This is a genomic window from Enterococcus sp. DIV0724b (assembly GCF_050531475.1).
In the GTDB taxonomy this organism is placed as follows: domain Bacteria; phylum Bacillota; class Bacilli; order Lactobacillales; family Enterococcaceae; genus Enterococcus_L; species Enterococcus_L haemoperoxidus.
In genome coordinates this window covers 1,761,697-1,778,853 of the sequence record NZ_CP172890.1, presented here as the reverse complement: position 1 = coordinate 1,778,853, position 17,157 = coordinate 1,761,697, and the positions used below count along the sequence as shown (strand labels likewise).

Below are 17,157 nucleotides of genomic sequence, written 5' to 3'. Positions count from 1 at the left end.
TAGTTCCTCCTAATTTAAAAGCAGAACGAGTTCGTATAGCCTCGACTGGAAAATAGAAAAAAATACCTGAGATACTTTTTGTCTCATTCATTTTTATCTTTCCCCCGAGAAACTAGCTCGTGAAGCTTGATAATGTTAAAAGCTGGACTGGATCGTTCAGCTCTGAATTGATGAGATCTAAAAGGCGTAGTGATAGCCCGTTAAGCTAGTCAAAATTCTACTCGTTATGCACGAGGATGAAATGTTCGATAATTTTTTTGTAAGCTTTCTTTTGTTACATGGGCATAAATCTGAGTAGTGGATAAATCAGAATGACCTAGTAGTTCTTGTACGGTCCGCATATCGGCGCCGTTGTTCAATAGATGCGTCGCAAATGTATGACGCAACATATGAGGGTGAATATCACTATTTAATGTGCTTTTTTTGATAAGCTGATTCAAAACGTATTCGATACCTGTTGGAGTAATTTGTTTCCCGTGATGGTTAACAAAGACAAAAGCATGTTCTTGATGGTATTTTTCCATTAAAACAGCCCGCCCATTTTCTAAATATTCCTTTAATGCATCTTGAGCAAAAGAACCAAAAGGCACATATCGATCTTTGTTTCCTTTCCCGTGAATCAATAACACATTTGCAGAGAAATCAATTGCCTGCAAGGTTAAGTTTGTGCATTCACTTACTCGAATACCTGTACCATATAGAATTTCTAATAATGCTTGATTTCTTAACTCTAAAGGCTTGGATCCTTTAGCACTTTCGAATAAAGCATCCATCTCCTTTGCATAGAAAAAACGAGGAAGTCGTAATTGTTTTTTCTTCATGTGGACATATGAGAAAGGATTTTCTTTAATGACTTCATTTTTTAGTAAGAATTGATAGAAAGAACGCAAACTTGCAATTTTTCTACTAATAGAATTCCGACTATATTGTTTATCATAGAGAAAACTTAGATAAGTGCGGATATCCAAATGATCGACACTTAAATAATCAGCTTCGCCTGAATTCTTTAAGAATTTAAAAAAATTGAGCATATCTTCTTCATAAGCAATTTTGGTTTTTTCAGAATAGCCGCGTTCAACGATCAAATAGTTTAAAAATAGCTCTGACCAATTTTTCTCCTGCATAGACCTTCCTCCATTAAATTACACAGTAACTTTAGCATAACCATTTTGAAAAAACAAACGAATTGTCAGAATTTAATCAATATTTTCAAATTTGGTAACAATTTATTCATATTTAACTTTAAATGCTCATAAATTATAAGCGTAATTTAATCTATCGTTCGCTGAGTTTAGATAAATCAAAAAGACCAAAACAAATAGTTCAATCTGTTTTGGTCTTTTGATTATTTAGGTTGTTCTACAAGATTTAGATCTTGTGTTACGTTAGCTAATGTCGTCAACGCTCTATCCGCGATTGCTTCATAGCGTTCTTTTTTGTCTCGGATTCTTTCAGGTAATTCAGGGAATAAACCAAAGTTAGCATTCATCGGTTGGAAATGTTTCCCTTCGGCATGGGTAATGTAATAGGCCATGCTTCCTAACGTTGTTTCTCTTGGGAAAACGACAGGTTCTTCTCCTTTAGCCAAACGAGCTGCGTTTATGCCTGCCAATAAACCACTAGCCGCACTCTCCACATAACCTTCAACACCTGTCATTTGACCAGCAAAGAATAAGTTTTCTCTTTTTTGAGATTGATACGTTGGTTTTAATAGTTCTGGCGAGTTCATGAAACTGTTACGATGCATCACTCCATAGCGGACAAATTCAGCATTTTCTAAACCAGGAATCATTTGGAAAACACGCTTTTGTTCGCCCCATTTTAGATGTGTTTGGAACCCTACAAGATTATATAATGAAGCTGCTGCGTTATCTTGACGTAATTGGATAACAGCATATGGTCGTTTGCCTGTCTTGGGATCTTCTAACCCAACTGGTTTTAGAGGACCAAATAACATAGTTTTAATACCACGTTTAGCCATTACTTCAATTGGCATACACCCTTCAAAGAATTTCTCTTTTTCAAACGATTTTAAAGGTGCAACTTCAGCAGAAATCAACGCTTCATAAAATGCTTTGAACTCTTCTTCTGTCATTGGACAATTTAAGTACGCCGCTTCCCCTTTGTTGTACCGAGATTTCAAATAAACCTTATCCATATTGATCGTCGCTTTGTCAACGATTGGGGCCGCTGCATCATAGAAATAAAAACCGTCTGAGCCGTTAAACTCTTTGATTTGTTCTGCTAACGATTCTGAAGTTAGTGGACCAGTTGCAATAATCACGATTCCATCAGGAATAGCAGTAATTTCTTCATTTTTTACTGTAATCAATGGATGATTTTTTATTTTATCTGTGATTTCTAGTGAAAAAGTGTCTCGATCAACTGCTAAAGCTCCGCCTGCTGGCACAGCAGTTTTATCTGCGCTGTTGATAATAATTGAATCCAAACGACGCATTTCTTCTTTTAACACACCGACAGCGTTTGTTAAGTTATTACCTCTTAATGAATTAGAACAAACCAATTCAGCAAAATTTTCAGTTTGATGTGCTGGAGTATTTTTCACTGGACGCATTTCATAAAGTGTTACCGGAACACCTGCTTGAGCAACTTGCCAAGCAGCTTCACTTCCGGCTAAACCTGCGCCGATTACTGTTACAGAAGTAGTCATATATTTCCTCTTTTCTTCAAAAAACCAACGGTGTTTTCCGCTGGTTTTTAAATGTCTTATTTTTGAACGTTCTCTTCATAATCGCCATTGATACAAACGACTTGTTTACCGCCTTTGACTTTTTTCTCAACAAGATATTGACCACATTTTGGACACAGACGTCCGATTGGTTTATCCCAAGAAGTAAAGTCACAATCTGGATAGCGGCTGCAACCGTAGAATAATCGATTTTTTTTAGATTTTCTTTCAATCACTTGTCCTTCATTACAAACCGGACAAGTAACGCCGATTTCTTTGACGATTGCTTTAGTATTACGACATTCCGGGAAGTTACTGCAAGCATAAAACTTACCGTATCGTCCTAGTTTGATCACCATTGGATGGCCACAAAGATCACAATCAAAGCCCGCAGGTTCATCTTTGATCTGGATTTTTTCGATTTTTTCTTCAGCATTTGTCAGCTCTTTTTCAAATGGTCGGTAGAAACGATCAACGACTTCTACCCATTTCTCCTTACCAACGCCGATCTTATCTAAATCCCCTTCCATTGAAGCTGTGAAGTGAACATCAACAATTTGTGGAAAGAATTCAACGATCAATGAATTGACGATTTCTCCCAACTCAGTTGGTTCAAAGCGTTTATTTGTTAGTTTAACATAATAACGTCTTTGGATTGTTTCTAAGGTTGGTGCATAAGTTGATGGACGTCCGACACCATTTTCTTCTAAAGCACGAATCAAGGTTGCTTCACTAAATCTTGCTGGTGGTTGTGTAAAATGCTGTTTTGGTTCGATATCTAGTGCATTTACTTTATCACCTTCGGCTAGATCAGGCAAAATATTTTCTTTATCTTCTTTGCCATCATCACGACCTTCAACATACACTTGCATGAAACCTTTGAATTTGACTTTAGCTCCATTAGCAATGAAAATCACACCGTTTTGTTCTAGTGTTACTTTCATTGTATCCAAAACAGCAGGTGTCATTTGACTGGCAACCAAACGAGACCAAATCAATGTGTAAAGTTTTAACTGATCTTTATCTAAGTATTGTTTGATTTCATTTGGCGCACGCATTACGCTAGAAGGACGAATCGCTTCGTGTGCATCTTGAGCACCTTGAGCATTTTTGACTTTACGCCCACCATGAGCAGAAAACTCACTGCCGTAGGTTTTTTCAATATATTCTGCTACTTCTGCTTTGGCTGAATCAGCTATTCTAGTAGAATCTGTACGCATATAGGTAATCAACCCCACAGTACCTTGTTTACCTAAAGCGATTCCTTCATATAATTGTTGCGCAACCATCATGGTTTTACGTGTTCTGAAGTTTAACTTTCTAGCGGCTTCTTGTTGTAAGCTACTAGTCGTAAAAGGTAATGCTGGATTTCGTTTGCGTTCTTTTTTCTCAACTTTTGTTACATTGTATTCTTTCCCTTTGATTCGAGTGGTAACTTCTTTTACTGCTTCAGCGTTCGGTAATTTTTTCTTTTTACCATCTAGTCCCCAGAAGTTAGCTTTAAATTTTTTCTTGGCTTTCTGAAAATTACCATCAATGCTCCAATATTCTTCGGGAATAAATTTACGAATGTCATTTTCACGATCGATGATAATTTTTAGTGCTACTGATTGTACTCGACCAGCACTCAAGCCTTTTTTGACTTTACGCCAAAGGATTGGGCTCAGTGAATATCCTACTAAACGGTCTAAAATGCGACGCGCTTGTTGTGCATCAACTAAATCTAAATTAATCGTACGTGGCTCTTTAAAAGCGGCTTTCACCGCTTCTTTTGTAATTTCATTAAAAACAACACGGTTTTTATCATTTAAATCCAAGCCAAGAAGGAAAGACAAATGCCAAGCAATGGCCTCTCCTTCTCGGTCCGGATCGGCTGCGAGATAAACTTTTTCAGCTTTTTTAGCAGCTGCTTTTAAACTTTTAATAACATCGCCTTTACCTCGGATCGAGATATAGTGCGGCTCATAATTATTTTCAGTATCAACGCCCATTTTACTTTTGGGTAAATCACGTATATGCCCAACACTGGCAACAACCTTATAGTTTTTTCCTAAATATTTTTCAATTGTTTTGGCTTTAGCTGGTGATTCTACAATAACTAGATATTTATACGCCATTCAACGTGTGGCTCCTTTCGGTTTTTGTGTTTCTTCTATTATATATATCAAAATGTAGAGAACTCACAAATCGTACTTCATCATATCTATTCATCACAGGTTTGTCAAGGATTGATACAGTCAAATCGAAAAAAGTTGGATTTCTTCTAAGATATCTTGTGGACAAACTGTACATTTCGCTCCTTCTTGAATGAGGCCGTGACAACCATCGGATTGAGATTCAAAAACATTACCTGGTACTGCAAAAACTTCACGACCATACTCTAAAGCAGCTTGAGCTGTAATCAAAGAACCGCTTTTTCTTCTTGCTTCGACCACACAAGTACCAAGACTCATTCCAGCAATAATCCTATTTCTCATTGGAAAATGATATTTCCTAGGTCCTGTACCATTAGGGTATTCACTGATAACTAATTGCTCTTCCATCATTTTCCGCTGAATATGAGCGGTTTCCTTAGGATAACAATTATCGAGGCCTGTTCCAATGACACCAATGGTATTTCCGCCATGTTGCATCGTAACCTGATGACTGACACTATCTATTCCTTTGGCTAATCCGCTGACAATCGTTAAATTATTACGGATCATGGCCGGAATCAGTTGACGTACGACATTGATTCCATAAACAGAAGCATCTCTTGCACCAATAAAAGACAGACAATTTTCTTCTAAAAGCTTGATGTTTCCTTTATAAAATAATAATACAGGACAATTATAAATTTGTTTTAAATAATAAGGATAGATTGGATCTAGAATTGTGATAAATGTGTGTGCATCTTGATATGCATTTAATTTATCTGAGTTAGTTGTCCAGTAATCCCAAGAATCTGAAAATAATTTTTGATAGGTTGTGATTCCAGCTATCTGAATAATTTCTTGTTTAGAAAAGTCTGTAGTGTCATTATACCTCATCGAGAAGTCTAATATTTTAAGCATTCCTAAGTTCCCAATCCCGCTACAGACCGCCAGTTTAAAGAGTAATGTTCGTTGTTTTGATTCCATAAAAAAACCTTCTTTCACAAATACTTGTTATAATAAGTATTCGCAAAAAAAAGTTTTTTTTATTTTTTTAATACATATCTTTAATTGGCGCAAACGTTTTTCTGTGAATCGCGCAAATTCCCTGTTTTTCTAAACCAAGTAAATGTTCTTTTGTTCCATACCCGGCATTATTTTCAAATCCGTATCCTGGATACATTTTTCCGTAGTCATCCATCAACCGATCACGAATCACTTTCGCTACGATGCTTGCTGCAGCAATCGATATGGAGCGAGCATCGCCTTTTATAATGCTTTCTTGAGGTATATTGACATCTAATTTCATGGCATCGATCAATAAATAATCTGGGACAAAACAAAGATCTTCCAGAGCCATGCCCATGGCTAATTTTGATGCTTGATAAATATTGATTTCATCGATTTTATCATGATCTACCATACCGATTCCAATTGAAATAGCTTGATTTTGAATTTCAGCGTAAAGCTCATCTCGTTTTTTTGCAGACAACTTTTTAGAATCATTTACGCCAAGAAGTTGGAAGTTTTCAGGGAGAATGACAGCTGCCGCAACGACTGGGCCCGCTAATGGTCCACGCCCTACTTCATCGATACCAACAATTAAACGATGCCCTTTAGAGCGGGCATCATTTTCAAACTGCTGCATTTCTTCAAATAAGGCCTGCTCTTTTTCTAAATGCTGAATTCTTCTATTCCATTGTGCTAGAGCTTGTTGAACACCACTGCGTTGATCTATTTGCCAAGCTTTGATTCGTTCGTCATCTCTGTTGTTGATAGTTGCTAATAATGCTTTTATCTGTTGAATTGACTCAGTTTTCATCTGTTGTAGCTCCTAATTCTTCCCAACGATCTAAAGTATATGGACCCAGTTTACTGCTGCGGATTTCTTGAATGATCATTTCACTAGCACGATCATAATCATCTCGAAATCCTCTCTTTTGACTAATCAACATCAAAAGTTCAGCTCCAGGTAATAAAGTTTCCTCTTGTGTTAGTTTGTAACGCTCAACTAAACGCTCTGGATAAAAATGTGAAAAAAATGTTAATCCGTAAATAGCTAAATCGTCCAAATGAAGCAGTTGATCTTTGATTGCACCCGTTAAGGCTAACTTTTTACCGATTTCCTGATCTTCAAACTTAGGCCATAAAATCCCTGGAGTATCAAGGAGCTCTAAATCTGACCCGGAACGAAGCCATTGTTGTCCTTTTGTTACACCTGGTTTGTTCCCTGTTTGAGCAATTTTTTTTCCAACTAAACGATTCATTAGCGTTGATTTACCCACGTTAGGAATACCAATACACATTGCTCGAATAGCACGCGGTTTCACACCTTTTGAACGTTCGCGCTCAAGTTTTTCTTTTAAGGCTTTTTTTGCTTCAGGTACAATTTTGTTAATGCCTTTGTTTTGTTGTGCATTGATCACCAAAGTGTGGTAGCCTTTCTCTTGAAAATACTGCTGCCATTTCTGGTTTTGTTCTTTATCAGCTAAATCACCCTTATTCAATAAAATCAGTCGTGGTTTTTGCTGTACGATCTGATCCATCATTGGATTTCTTGATGAAAGTGGTAATCTTGCATCAATCAATTCAAAAACGATATCAACGTATTTAATTTTTTCAGATACTTCTCTTCTGGCTTTAGCCATATGTCCTGGGAACCATTGTATTGTCATTTTATCACCTATCTTGGTATGAATTTCATATGTGTTATTGGGTAGTATACAAATTGAGCTTTTCCTAAAATATATTTACTTTCAACAGCTCCAAATGAGCGACTGTCTTTTGACATTCGGCGATTATCTCCCAAGACAAAATAACTGTCTTTTGGTAAGACATCTTCCGTAGTAAGCTCACTTAAATTAAAATTGGTTGTGTAAGGTACGGACTCATGATCTTTTTTTATATTTTTTTCTAAAAATGGTTCTTCAATTGGTTTCTCATTTATATAAAGTTGATCATTATCGTACCTAACAGCATCTCCTGGTAGCCCGATCACTCGTTTAATATAAATTGCGCCATTCGGTAATTTGAACACTATGACATCAAAACGTTTGATCGACGAAAATTTTTCCATCATGATCATGTCACCTTGACTAAGTGTTTTCTCCATGGAATTTCCATCAACTGGAACTGGAATCAGAATAAAACCTCTTAGGATAAATAACACTGCTAGGGAAGGAACGAGTAATTTCATGAAAAAAATAAAATAGCCGACATAAGATTTTTGTTTCTCCACTCTTTTTCTCTCCCTTTTACTTACTGAGTCTATTATAAAGGAAAAACACTTGAAAAAGCGACTAATTTAAAGTGAAAACTGATCTCTATCTGGGTAAAATAAGAAATAGGTGTGAAAAGGGCTTTTTTCTTTAAATTTATAGCCATTTTTTCACACCGGTTCCATTTATTTTCTTAGGATTTCGTGTTGAATCTCTTTTATACCTGTCTCATAAGCCTGGTCGTTGTCTTTGATTTTTTTTCCTATCTCAGCTTCGATTTGAGCGGCAGTTTCATTATCTACTTCACCAGTAACTGGGAGATTACTTTTAGATTGTAGTGCATTGACAGCTGCTTTAGTTTGTTCTGAGAACTCACTGCTGTCGCCGCTAACTTCATAACCAAGTGCTTTCAATAACGCATTGAGATTTTTGACAACTGCCGAAGAATCCCCTAGTTTTACTGTTTTATCTCTAGAAATTGGTGATAAGTATGCATAATCAGGATAGTCAGCTTTAATAGTTGGCTCTAATCCTTTTTCATGAATCCATTCTCCTTTTGGCGTTAACCATTTTAAAACAGTTAATTTGATTTCACTCTTATCATTTAGGTTTTTAACAGTTTGAACAGTTCCTTTACCAAAGGTTTTTGTTCCGATAATTTTTTTATTGCCGGATTCTTTTAGAGCGGCCGCAAAAATTTCAGATGCACTGGCACTACCTTCATCTACTAAAACAACAGTAGGTTCAGTAACTTTAAAGCCGCCATCTAATTGACTAGAAGCGACGTCTTCGCTTGTGTTTCCATTTTTATCCTCAAACTTGACAATCGTTTTTCCATCTTCTAGAAACATACTGGCCATCTGTTCTACTTGATCAAGTAATCCGCCTGGATTTTGACGCAAATCGATCACGAAAGATTTAGCGCCCTCTTTTCTTAATGTTTTGATTGTTTCCTTCAGTTCTTTAAACGTGTTTTCTCCAAATGAGGTGATCTTGATTGAGCCGACTGTACGGTCATTTTTATCTAGTTCACCTTTAACTGTTTCGATTGGAATCTTGTCTCGTGTGAGTTTCAATTCAAAGGTTTCTTCACCACGTTTTATTGTCAAACGTACGTCTGTTCCTTTTTTTCCGCGGATTTTACTAACAACTTGAGAAAGAGTTTTTCCTTGAGTTTCTTCATCATCGACTTTTAAAACAATGTCATTTGTTTTTATTCCAGCTTTAGCAGCTGGGGAACCTTCAATTGGTGCTTGGGCCACAGTAGGAAGGTCTTCAGTCATTGTCATCGTTGCGCCAATCCCTTCAAAACTGCTAGCAAGACTTTGGTCTAATTCATCTGCTTCTGGTTCATTTAAGTAACTAGAATAAGGGTCATCTAGAGACTCGGTCATTCCTTTTAGCGCACCATCAACTAATTTCTTTTCATCAACTTTTCCTACATAATTATTGACGATTTCATTATAAAGATCATCGACTTTCTTTAAATCACTATTTTGAGTTGGACTGTTAGAAAGTTGTTTTTGGTATTGGTAATCAAAATAAATATAACAGCTACCGCCAGCTAAAAAAGCAACACAAACTATTGAAATAATGTATTGATAAAAAGGTACTTGTCTTTTATTTTTCATATAGTCATCTCTTTCTGTAAAATTATCATTGCATGTTTTCCAGTTTACCATGAAAAAAAAAGAAGGAAAAGCTTTCTTTGCCTTTCCTTCTTTTTTTATTTATTGTTTTCTACGTATTTTTCCCATAAATCATCAAAAATGTGCATGTTGGTTAGGTAATCAGCATTCATTTCTAAATAGGATGACAATTCATGGTAGTCTTCTGATTGTTTAGGAAATTGAATATCTTTGGCTGCATCGTTTGCGAATTGGCTCTCTTCAGTTTTTCTAGGGGCTCTTAATGTCATTAAATAGTGATAAAAGCTTCTTCTCATATATTCACCAATTCTCTTCTATAAAATTTGCTCGTTTCTGATGTGCATCTTCGTATCGTTCAGGATCTTTTTGATAAAAATCTTGGTGATAGTCTTCTGCCGGATAAAAAATAGATGCAGGTTCGATCGTTGTAACGATTGGTTCGCTAAAGCGTCCGCTCTCTTGTAAGTTCTGACGGCTTTTTTCCGCAATTTTTCGCTGCCCGTCAGTTGTATAAAAAATGACTGGGCGATAATTATCCCCGCGATCTTCAAATTGACCTAAAGCGTCAGTTGGATCTGTTTGCTGCCAGTAGATTTCTACTAATTTTTCATAAGGCATTATTGTCGGATCAAATTCAATCTCGACCGCTTCTGTATGCCCAGTAGTGTGACTTAGTACTTGTTCATAAGTAGGGTTCGCGACATGTCCTCCTGTATATCCGGAGGTAACAGAATAGATGCCTGGTTGTGTATCAAAAGGCTGGATCATGCACCAAAAACAGCCTCCTGCAAAAATAGCTTTTTCGCTCAATTCGTTTCCTCCTTCTTATTGTCACTATCTTTTGGCAAGTATATATTCATGCGGATATCGTCATCAACTAAATTGATCTTTTCAGCTCGTATGAATAATCCATTTTGCATTCTGAATTGATCTAAACGTAGTAAAATAGTGCTGTCATCTGGATTTACCTCCACCCAATTAGGTAGCTTGTAATCTCTTTGCACAAATTTTAAAATTTCCTTCATCGGCAATCCGAGTGTTCCAATCGACAGGCTCTTTGCTTTTAATTGCACGTTTCCGTTATCCATGACATAGGGATCAAAATAAAGGTAGAATTGAATTGGATGACCTAAAACCTTAAATGTTCCATTTAACATGGCTTCATTTTCTAAATAAAATTTATATGTGATATCCGATCCTTTTTGAAAATCACTAAGATAAAAATCAATTAGTGCATTTATCTGTTTTTTCTTTGATTGAATCGCTATCACTGGAGTCCCGTCTTTTTCAACTAATTCAGGAACTGGTTTATAATTGGGTTCACGAACTTGAGTGACTCTTACAAAAACAAAAGCTACACTCCCGATAATCAAAGCTACTAAGACGATAAAAGCAACCTTCCAACGATTGATGCTTTTTTTCACTTCTGGTGCTTTTTTTCGTCGTTTATTTCCTTTTTTTACTTCTTTTTTTTCTTCAGGTTCATTCATCATTTGTTTCACTCACTTCCTTTTTTCAGCCATTGATCTTGCGTTTTTACCATTTTATCACGGACAGTACTTGCCATGATTTGATACCCTAAATTATTAGGATGAAAGTGATCTTCTTCATACAGCGCATTATTTTTAATGTCTTGCTCACTGCTTGATGCTGTGCCAGAGGCTATATCTTCACTGCTGACGATTCCCACTTCATCGCCTGCTCCTTTATAGAGTAAATCATTGATTGGTATAAAATACGCATTTTTTTCAGCTTTAACAATTTCTTCTGTACCGTTATTCCAACTGTCTACTATCTCCTGCATTTCTGTAATATCAGGGAAATAAAGATAAAATGGATTGTATATCCCTAAAACATAGATGGGTGCTTCAGGGTTATATTTGCGAATTTCAGTGAATAGTTTTTCTACTTCTTTTTGGTAGTTTTTCAGAGGCTTTTCAAATGAAGTTTTAGTTAAACGAAAGACATCTCCTTTGATTACTTTCATTAAATCATTCCCACCTACTGTTAAAGTAATAAGATCTGCCGACGCTAACCCTTCTTGAATTTCTTCATTTTTTTTGATTCGTTTGAGAATTTGATCGCTACGATCACCGTTTTTCCCAAAATTATCTGTTTGAACTCCGTTTAAGCGATAGTGCTCTTGTAAATCTTTAGCAACTAAAGGGACAAATCCTCCTGAATTGGTCAAATCGCCAATTCCTTCGGTTAATGAATCACCAATTGCGGTGTAGTGAATCACTTCTTTTGTTTCGCTTTTAACTTCCTGCATAGTTCCGGTACCTAAAATTGGTTTCGCTTTTGGAACTGTTACTATCAATAGTAAAAAAATACCGATAAGTGTGATAAAAAAGAGCGCGAAGTTTGACCAATTTTCTTTGAAAAATAATCTCATTGTATCCCTTCCTTTGCCGTAAATCGTAAATAACATATAGTTCGCTGATCTACAGTATTTGGATTTTTCGTTCTAATAAAGTAAATTATCTCTATTTTCAGTCCATTTGTACAGTAAAATTTATAAAAAATTTTATTAAAAAAAGCAGATCAGTTTGATCTGCTCAAAACTTAGTCTGTGTAGTACATAATAGCAAAGGCCCCTTTACCTGTATGAGTTGCGATTACAGGGTTGGTATGCAATACAGGAATTTCCATATCAGGGAAAAGTGCTTGTAGACCTTCTTTGAATCCATTCGCTAATTCTAATCCATCTGCGTGAGAAATACCGATTTGTCTTACATTGGACAAAGTGCTTAGTTCATTTTTTAACTCTTCAAACCATTTATTGAATGTTTTCATCCCACGGCCTTTAGCCACTGGAATCAGCTCTGTATCTTCGAAATCCATGACTACTTTCATATTAAAAATGCTGGACAAAAGTCCGGTTGCCCGACTGATTCGGCCACCTTTAACTAGATTATCTAATGTAGATATCCCAATAAATAGCTTCGTATTTTCTTTTACGTGATTGATTTCAGCTAAAATTTCAGGAACACTTGCACCATTTTTAGCAAGTTTAGCTGCTTGTATCACTTGGAATGACAAGCCTTGGTCGGTAAAATCACTGTCAATTACAGTAACATTAGCAGAGCTAAGGTTTCCAGCTTGTCGGGCTGCTTCGACTGTCCCGCTCAAACCTTTCGTCATATGAATAGAAATTACTTCACTCCCATCAGCGCCTAAGCGGTCATATAATTCCACAAATTCGCCAATTGGCGGCTGGCTCGTCTTAGGTAATGCTTTTGCTGTACTCATCAATTCCATAAACTGTTCGCCTTCTAAATGATCGTCATCAGCGTACACTACACCATCAATCATCACAGATAAAGGCATCATATGAATATCTAAATCATCGCGTACACTTTTCAGCATTGTGCAAGAAGAATCCGTCACAATTTTAACATTTGTCATAATTTTATCACTCTTTCTTTAAAAACAACCTCAATTCGTGTTAAAATACTTTTGAGGCTTGAATGTCTGTTTTTATTATAACAGACAAAGAATTATTTTTCACCAAATTAAAATGAAGGAAGTTGATTTCTTGGAAAAAGTAAAATTCTCCAGAAAATATATGATTTTAAATGAAGTTCTTAATGCAGTAACTCATGGGATTGGGGTTGGATTAAGTATTGCAGGATTAGTGTTTTTACTCGTTAAAGGTGTACGTTTGGGCTCAGCTGTTCATATTGTTTCCTATGCTATATACGGTTCAACTCTTATTCTCTTATTTTTAGCTTCGACCTTATTTCATAGTTTAATTTTTACTAGGGCGAAGAAAGTTTTCCAAGTCTTTGATCATAGTTCGATTTTCTTATTGATTGCTGGAAGCTATACTCCGTTTTGCTTACTAAGTATCAAAGGCTGGCTGGGCTGGTTATTGTTTGTGCTTATCTGGGTGATGGCAATCAGTGGTGTTGTATATAAATCCTTAACACTACATAAGCAAGAAACGGTTAAAAATGTGTCTACAGTTATTTATATTATTATGGGGTGGCTTTGTATTACTGCTGCAAAACCTTTATACGATTCATTAGGTCCAATAGGTATTGGGTTGTTAGTTGCTGGAGGTGTTTCTTATACATTAGGAGCAGCATTTTATAGCTTGAAGAGTGTTCGCTTTATGCATGTGGTTTGGCATTTGTTCGTTATGCTAGGAGCAGGATTTATGTTCTTTTCAATTTTACTTTATACTTAAAAATGATAAAAACCCTTTTATATAAAGGATTTAAAGTACTTCTTTTTGATTAATCAAAAAAAGAAGTACTTTTTTTGAATTTATCTCTTTACAAAGCGAACAAACATTCGTATAATAACTATACAAACGTTTGTTCGATAAAAATTATGAGGTGATTAAGAATGAAAGCAGTTCGTCGTGGCGGGTTATTATTTGTTGTATTGATTATTGGTATTTTCTTAGGAACATTAGGGTTACAATCCGCGTTACTTATTGTTAGCCCTCTATTTATTATATGGTTTATGTTATGGGATGAGAAAAGATACACTCATACAAGGAAAAAAAATGAACATCAACATTATGTATATCGAAAATATCCATAGTTCAAAATAAAAATGATCTTTACTCTGGCGTTTAACCAGGTAAAGATCATTTTTTTAATATTCCATTAATGTAACGATTTCATAGCCAGTAATCTTATCACGTCCATGTAAATCCATCAATTCAATCAAAAATGCACAGCCGACAACAATTCCACCTAGGGATTCAATCAATTCGATCGTCGCTTTGATTGTACCACCGGTTGCCAATAGATCATCACAAATCAATACTCTTTGTCCAGGAGTGATCGCATCTTTATGAAGTGTTAATGTATCTGAACCATATTCTAAATCATAAGTTACTTCAATAGTTTCACGAGGTAACTTTCCTTTTTTACGAACAGGAGCAAAACCAACACCTAGCTCATACGCAACTGGACATCCTACGATAAAACCGCGTGCTTCTGGTCCTACCACCATATCGATTCGTTTTTCTTTTGCGTAATCAACGATTTGTTTTGTTGCTTCACGATACGCCTCGCCATTTGCCATCAATGGTGAGATATCTCTAAAGATAACACCTTTTTCTGGATAATCTGGAATACTAGCAATATAATCTTTTAAATCCATGTTTATACTTCCTCCTCATTCCACAGCCATTGTTGTAATGTCTCACGATCGCTGTATAACAAAAACTCTTCTGTTTTGATTCTTTTTAAGCGAGTTTGATAGACCTTACTTTCCGTCAACGGATGATTTTCAGGACTCTCAACTTTTCTTAAAACACCGTTTTCTATTGTAACAAATCCTAGGTCAAAAAACACCTGAATCATAAAAATTAATAGCTTTTCTTGTATTTTTAGATGTTGAGCGACAACATTTAGTTTATAGCGAACATCTACTTGCTCCTGTTGTCTCACAAATTTATACAGCTGTGCATATTGTACTCTTGAGCCAGTTCCATTTAAATAGGCTTCTTCTTGAGAAATCGCCATTATATAGACACGTTCTATTTTTCCAGCTTGGGTGATTTGTTTCAATAAATCGATATCGTCTGGACAATCAACAAAAACGAGTTGTTGACTGTTCGTTTCTTCGATTGTCTGTACTGTTTCAGCAACAGAGTTGAAAAAATGTTGGTGACTGGATTGGTTATCAATTATTTTTTTGCTATCTGCATTAAAATAAACATAAAGTGTATTTGCTTCAGGTATTTCTTTTTGTCGAGCATTTTTTCCTCGTAGGTCAAACAATTGAACGCCGTCTACTGAAAAATCGCTGACCATCAGTTGCGGTTTTTTGTTTCCGTTCCACTCATTGATCGACAATTGCCCTGCGATATTCGTTGTTCCTTGCCCAAATTCATCGACTTGATTGCCCATTTGAAAAGCAATTGCATCTAATTTAGCGCCACCTTGGCCTATTTGAAATTTAAGATGACTTTTGTCAGCTCCAATTTGACGGCTTTGCTCAACTGCAACATCTTCAAATAAGAAATTCGGTACGGGATTGTCTGTTCCTAAGGGAGCAAGAATTTTTAATTGTTGAATAAATGGAATTGTTGCTTCTTCAACTTTCAATGATTCATCAATCAATAGTTCTTGTCCTTGAGACAAATCAATTTGATTTGTTTCTAGATATTGCATTAGATGTTGTTTTACTTTATTGATATGATCCACAGGTAGCGTCATCCCCGCAGCCATATGATGACCACCAAAATGTGTAAATTCTTCCCGAATTTCACTTAATGAATCAAACAAATTCAAAGCTGAGACGCTACGACCGGAACCTTTAGCATATTCGTTGTTTTCATCAATTGTAAGGACAATTGTCGGTTTCCCTGTATCCTGCATGATTCTCCCAGCAACAATACCAAGAACGCCCTCATGCCAACCTTTTTTTGCAACGATATGAATTGGATCAGTCGGATCAATAAGTTCAAACGCTTCTTTAGTTATCTTAGCAACGATTTCTTTACGCTCATCATTTTGACTATTGATGTATGTTGCGATTCGTTCTGCTTCTTCTTCATCAAAGGTTGTCATCAATTCCACACCTGGCGTTGCATCACCTAATCTACCTAATGCATTCAATCTCGGCGCAATTGTAAAGCCAATATTTTCTTCACTAATGGTCTCTTTTTTAAGTTCAGCTAGGTGAATCAAGATATCTAAGCCAATTCTTTCACCGTTTTGAATCATCTCTAAACCCATTTTGACAAGAACTCGATTTTCATCTGTTAATGAAACTAAATCTGCAATTGTACCTATCGCAACTAAATCAAGAAATTCAACAGGTAATTCTCCTAATAAAGCTGTAGCAACTTTAAAAGCAACTCCTACTCCAGCTAATTCACCAAAAGGATAGTGACCTTGTGGATGTTTCGGATGGATGAGCGAAAACGCATTTGGCAATTCTGGTGGTAGTTCATGGTGATCTGTAACAATCACGTCGATTCCTTGCTCCGTTGCATAATTGATGGCTTCGTGTCCAGCCACGCCATTATCAACCGTAATGATCAACTGAACACCATTTTCGATTTGTTCTTTAAATACAGCTAAATTCGGTCCATAACCGTGAATGAATCGGTTGGGCAAGAAGTACTCTACTTCCCCTCCAATTAGCTCGATTGCTTCTTTCATAACTGTGGTACTTGTAATGCCATCTGCATCATAATCCCCGTAAACTAAGATTTTTTCACCTTGTGTTACAGCGTCTTGAATTCTTGCTACGGTTTTTTCCATATCATGCATTAAAAAGGGATCATAAAGATTCTCTACTGTAGGGCGTAGAAATATTTCTAACGCTTCTTTGGACTGTATGCCACGGTGCCATAAAATTTGGCCCAGTAAAGGATTGATCTGTTCATTTGTTAGTATAGTTGAAAATTCTTCTGGCAATTCTGTTTTTTCCCGTAATTGCCATGTATATTTTGCTTTTTTCACGACGTCACTCCTAACCAAGTAATTATATCAAAT

General features: G+C 36.2%; 17 protein-coding genes. 2 read left to right on the top strand and 15 right to left on the bottom strand.

Features of this window, described 5'->3' with window-relative positions:
* Window positions 1-224: 224 nt before the first annotated feature.
* From xerC to IGJ02_RS08125, 13 genes are all read right to left on the bottom strand, one after another.
* Complete coding sequence (gene xerC, locus IGJ02_RS08185; RefSeq protein ID WP_430601677.1) at window positions 225-1,124, bottom strand: tyrosine recombinase XerC; 900 nt, start codon at window positions 1,122-1,124, stop codon at window positions 225-227.
* Window positions 1,125-1,345: 221 nt separating this feature from the next.
* Window positions 1,346-2,671 (bottom strand): FADH(2)-oxidizing methylenetetrahydrofolate--tRNA-(uracil(54)-C(5))-methyltransferase TrmFO, encoded by a 1,326-nt coding sequence (gene trmFO / locus IGJ02_RS08180; RefSeq protein WP_430601676.1) that lies wholly within the window; start codon window positions 2,669-2,671, stop codon window positions 1,346-1,348.
* A gap of 56 nt (window positions 2,672-2,727) precedes the next feature.
* Window positions 2,728-4,806, bottom strand: coding sequence for a type I DNA topoisomerase (topA, locus tag IGJ02_RS08175; RefSeq protein ID WP_430601675.1), 2,079 nt, complete (start codon window positions 4,804-4,806; stop codon window positions 2,728-2,730).
* A gap of 120 nt (window positions 4,807-4,926) precedes the next feature.
* Window positions 4,927-5,808, bottom strand: a complete 882-nt coding sequence (gene dprA / locus IGJ02_RS08170; RefSeq protein ID WP_430601674.1) for a DNA-processing protein DprA — start codon at window positions 5,806-5,808, stop codon at window positions 4,927-4,929.
* A gap of 67 nt (window positions 5,809-5,875) precedes the next feature.
* Window positions 5,876-6,643: a ribonuclease HII gene (locus tag IGJ02_RS08165; RefSeq protein WP_430601673.1), complete on the bottom strand. Its 768-nt coding sequence runs from the start codon at window positions 6,641-6,643 to the stop codon at window positions 5,876-5,878.
* Window positions 6,633-7,496, bottom strand: coding sequence for a ribosome biogenesis GTPase YlqF (gene ylqF / locus IGJ02_RS08160; protein ID WP_430601672.1), 864 nt, complete (start codon window positions 7,494-7,496; stop codon window positions 6,633-6,635). Before ylqF ends, IGJ02_RS08165 begins: the two co-directional genes overlap by 11 nt.
* Window positions 7,497-7,504: 8 nt before the next feature.
* On the bottom strand, window positions 7,505-8,059 hold the full coding sequence (gene lepB / locus IGJ02_RS08155) for a signal peptidase I (RefSeq protein ID WP_430601671.1): 555 nt from the start codon (window positions 8,057-8,059) through the stop codon (window positions 7,505-7,507).
* A 165-nt stretch (window positions 8,060-8,224) separates the two neighbouring features.
* Window positions 8,225-9,670, bottom strand: a complete 1,446-nt coding sequence (locus tag IGJ02_RS08150; protein ID WP_430601670.1) for a S41 family peptidase — start codon at window positions 9,668-9,670, stop codon at window positions 8,225-8,227.
* 95 nt (window positions 9,671-9,765) lie between these two features.
* Window positions 9,766-9,984: a YozE family protein gene (locus tag IGJ02_RS08145; protein ID WP_010761347.1), complete on the bottom strand. Its 219-nt coding sequence runs from the start codon at window positions 9,982-9,984 to the stop codon at window positions 9,766-9,768.
* Between the two features lie 4 nt (window positions 9,985-9,988).
* Window positions 9,989-10,498, bottom strand: a complete 510-nt coding sequence (gene msrA, locus IGJ02_RS08140) for a peptide-methionine (S)-S-oxide reductase MsrA (protein ID WP_430601669.1) — start codon at window positions 10,496-10,498, stop codon at window positions 9,989-9,991.
* On the bottom strand, window positions 10,495-11,178 hold the full coding sequence (locus IGJ02_RS08135; protein ID WP_081631809.1) for a YpmS family protein: 684 nt from the start codon (window positions 11,176-11,178) through the stop codon (window positions 10,495-10,497). The genes msrA and IGJ02_RS08135 overlap by 4 nt, the downstream gene beginning before the upstream one ends.
* An 8-nt stretch (window positions 11,179-11,186) precedes the next feature.
* Complete coding sequence (locus IGJ02_RS08130; RefSeq protein ID WP_010761344.1) at window positions 11,187-12,083, bottom strand: SGNH/GDSL hydrolase family protein; 897 nt, start codon at window positions 12,081-12,083, stop codon at window positions 11,187-11,189.
* A gap of 170 nt (window positions 12,084-12,253) precedes the next feature.
* Window positions 12,254-13,096, bottom strand: coding sequence for a DegV family protein (locus tag IGJ02_RS08125; RefSeq protein ID WP_010761343.1), 843 nt, complete (start codon window positions 13,094-13,096; stop codon window positions 12,254-12,256).
* A 130-nt stretch (window positions 13,097-13,226) separates the two neighbouring features.
* Here IGJ02_RS08125 and trhA point away from each other — a divergent pair, with 130 nt between their 5' ends.
* Window positions 13,227-13,880: a PAQR family membrane homeostasis protein TrhA gene (trhA, locus tag IGJ02_RS08120; RefSeq protein ID WP_430601668.1), complete on the top strand. Its 654-nt coding sequence runs from the start codon at window positions 13,227-13,229 to the stop codon at window positions 13,878-13,880.
* A gap of 161 nt (window positions 13,881-14,041) precedes the next feature.
* On the top strand, window positions 14,042-14,242 hold the full coding sequence (locus tag IGJ02_RS08115; protein WP_010761341.1) for a hypothetical protein: 201 nt from the start codon (window positions 14,042-14,044) through the stop codon (window positions 14,240-14,242).
* A 54-nt stretch (window positions 14,243-14,296) separates the two neighbouring features.
* Here the strand turns inward: IGJ02_RS08115 and IGJ02_RS08110 are convergent, their stop codons facing one another.
* Complete coding sequence (locus tag IGJ02_RS08110; protein ID WP_010761340.1) at window positions 14,297-14,809, bottom strand: adenine phosphoribosyltransferase; 513 nt, start codon at window positions 14,807-14,809, stop codon at window positions 14,297-14,299.
* Window positions 14,810-14,811: 2 nt separating this feature from the next.
* A complete protein-coding gene (gene recJ, locus IGJ02_RS08105; protein ID WP_430604052.1) occupies window positions 14,812-17,124 on the bottom strand; it encodes a single-stranded-DNA-specific exonuclease RecJ in 2,313 nt (770 codons plus the stop codon).
* Window positions 17,125-17,157: the final 33 nt, after the last annotated feature.

Bases quoted from the DNA above. Each gene is read 5' to 3' on its own strand.
- xerC (WP_430601677.1), bottom strand. From the start codon at position 1,124: ATGCAGGAGAAAAATTGGTCAGAGCTATTTTTAAACTATTTGATCGTT.
- trmFO (WP_430601676.1), bottom strand. From the start codon at position 2,671: ATGACTACTTCTGTAACAGTAATCGGCGCAGGTTTAGCCGGAAGTGAA.
- topA (WP_430601675.1), bottom strand. From the start codon at position 4,806: ATGGCGTATAAATATCTAGTTATTGTAGAATCACCAGCTAAAGCCAAA.
- dprA (WP_430601674.1), bottom strand. From the start codon at position 5,808: ATGGAATCAAAACAACGAACATTACTCTTTAAACTGGCGGTCTGTAGC.
- IGJ02_RS08165 (WP_430601673.1), bottom strand. From the start codon at position 6,643: ATGAAAACTGAGTCAATTCAACAGATAAAAGCATTATTAGCAACTATC.
- ylqF (WP_430601672.1), bottom strand. From the start codon at position 7,496: ATGACAATACAATGGTTCCCAGGACATATGGCTAAAGCCAGAAGAGAA.
- IGJ02_RS08150 (WP_430601670.1), bottom strand. From the start codon at position 9,670: ATGAAAAATAAAAGACAAGTACCTTTTTATCAATACATTATTTCAATA.
- IGJ02_RS08145 (WP_010761347.1), bottom strand. From the start codon at position 9,984: ATGAGAAGAAGCTTTTATCACTATTTAATGACATTAAGAGCCCCTAGA.
- IGJ02_RS08135 (WP_081631809.1), bottom strand. From the start codon at position 11,178: ATGAATGAACCTGAAGAAAAAAAAGAAGTAAAAAAAGGAAATAAACGA.
- IGJ02_RS08130 (WP_010761344.1), bottom strand. From the start codon at position 12,083: ATGAGATTATTTTTCAAAGAAAATTGGTCAAACTTCGCGCTCTTTTTT.
- IGJ02_RS08125 (WP_010761343.1), bottom strand. From the start codon at position 13,096: ATGACAAATGTTAAAATTGTGACGGATTCTTCTTGCACAATGCTGAAA.
- IGJ02_RS08115 (WP_010761341.1), top strand. From the start codon at position 14,042: ATGAAAGCAGTTCGTCGTGGCGGGTTATTATTTGTTGTATTGATTATT.
- IGJ02_RS08110 (WP_010761340.1), bottom strand. From the start codon at position 14,809: ATGGATTTAAAAGATTATATTGCTAGTATTCCAGATTATCCAGAAAAA.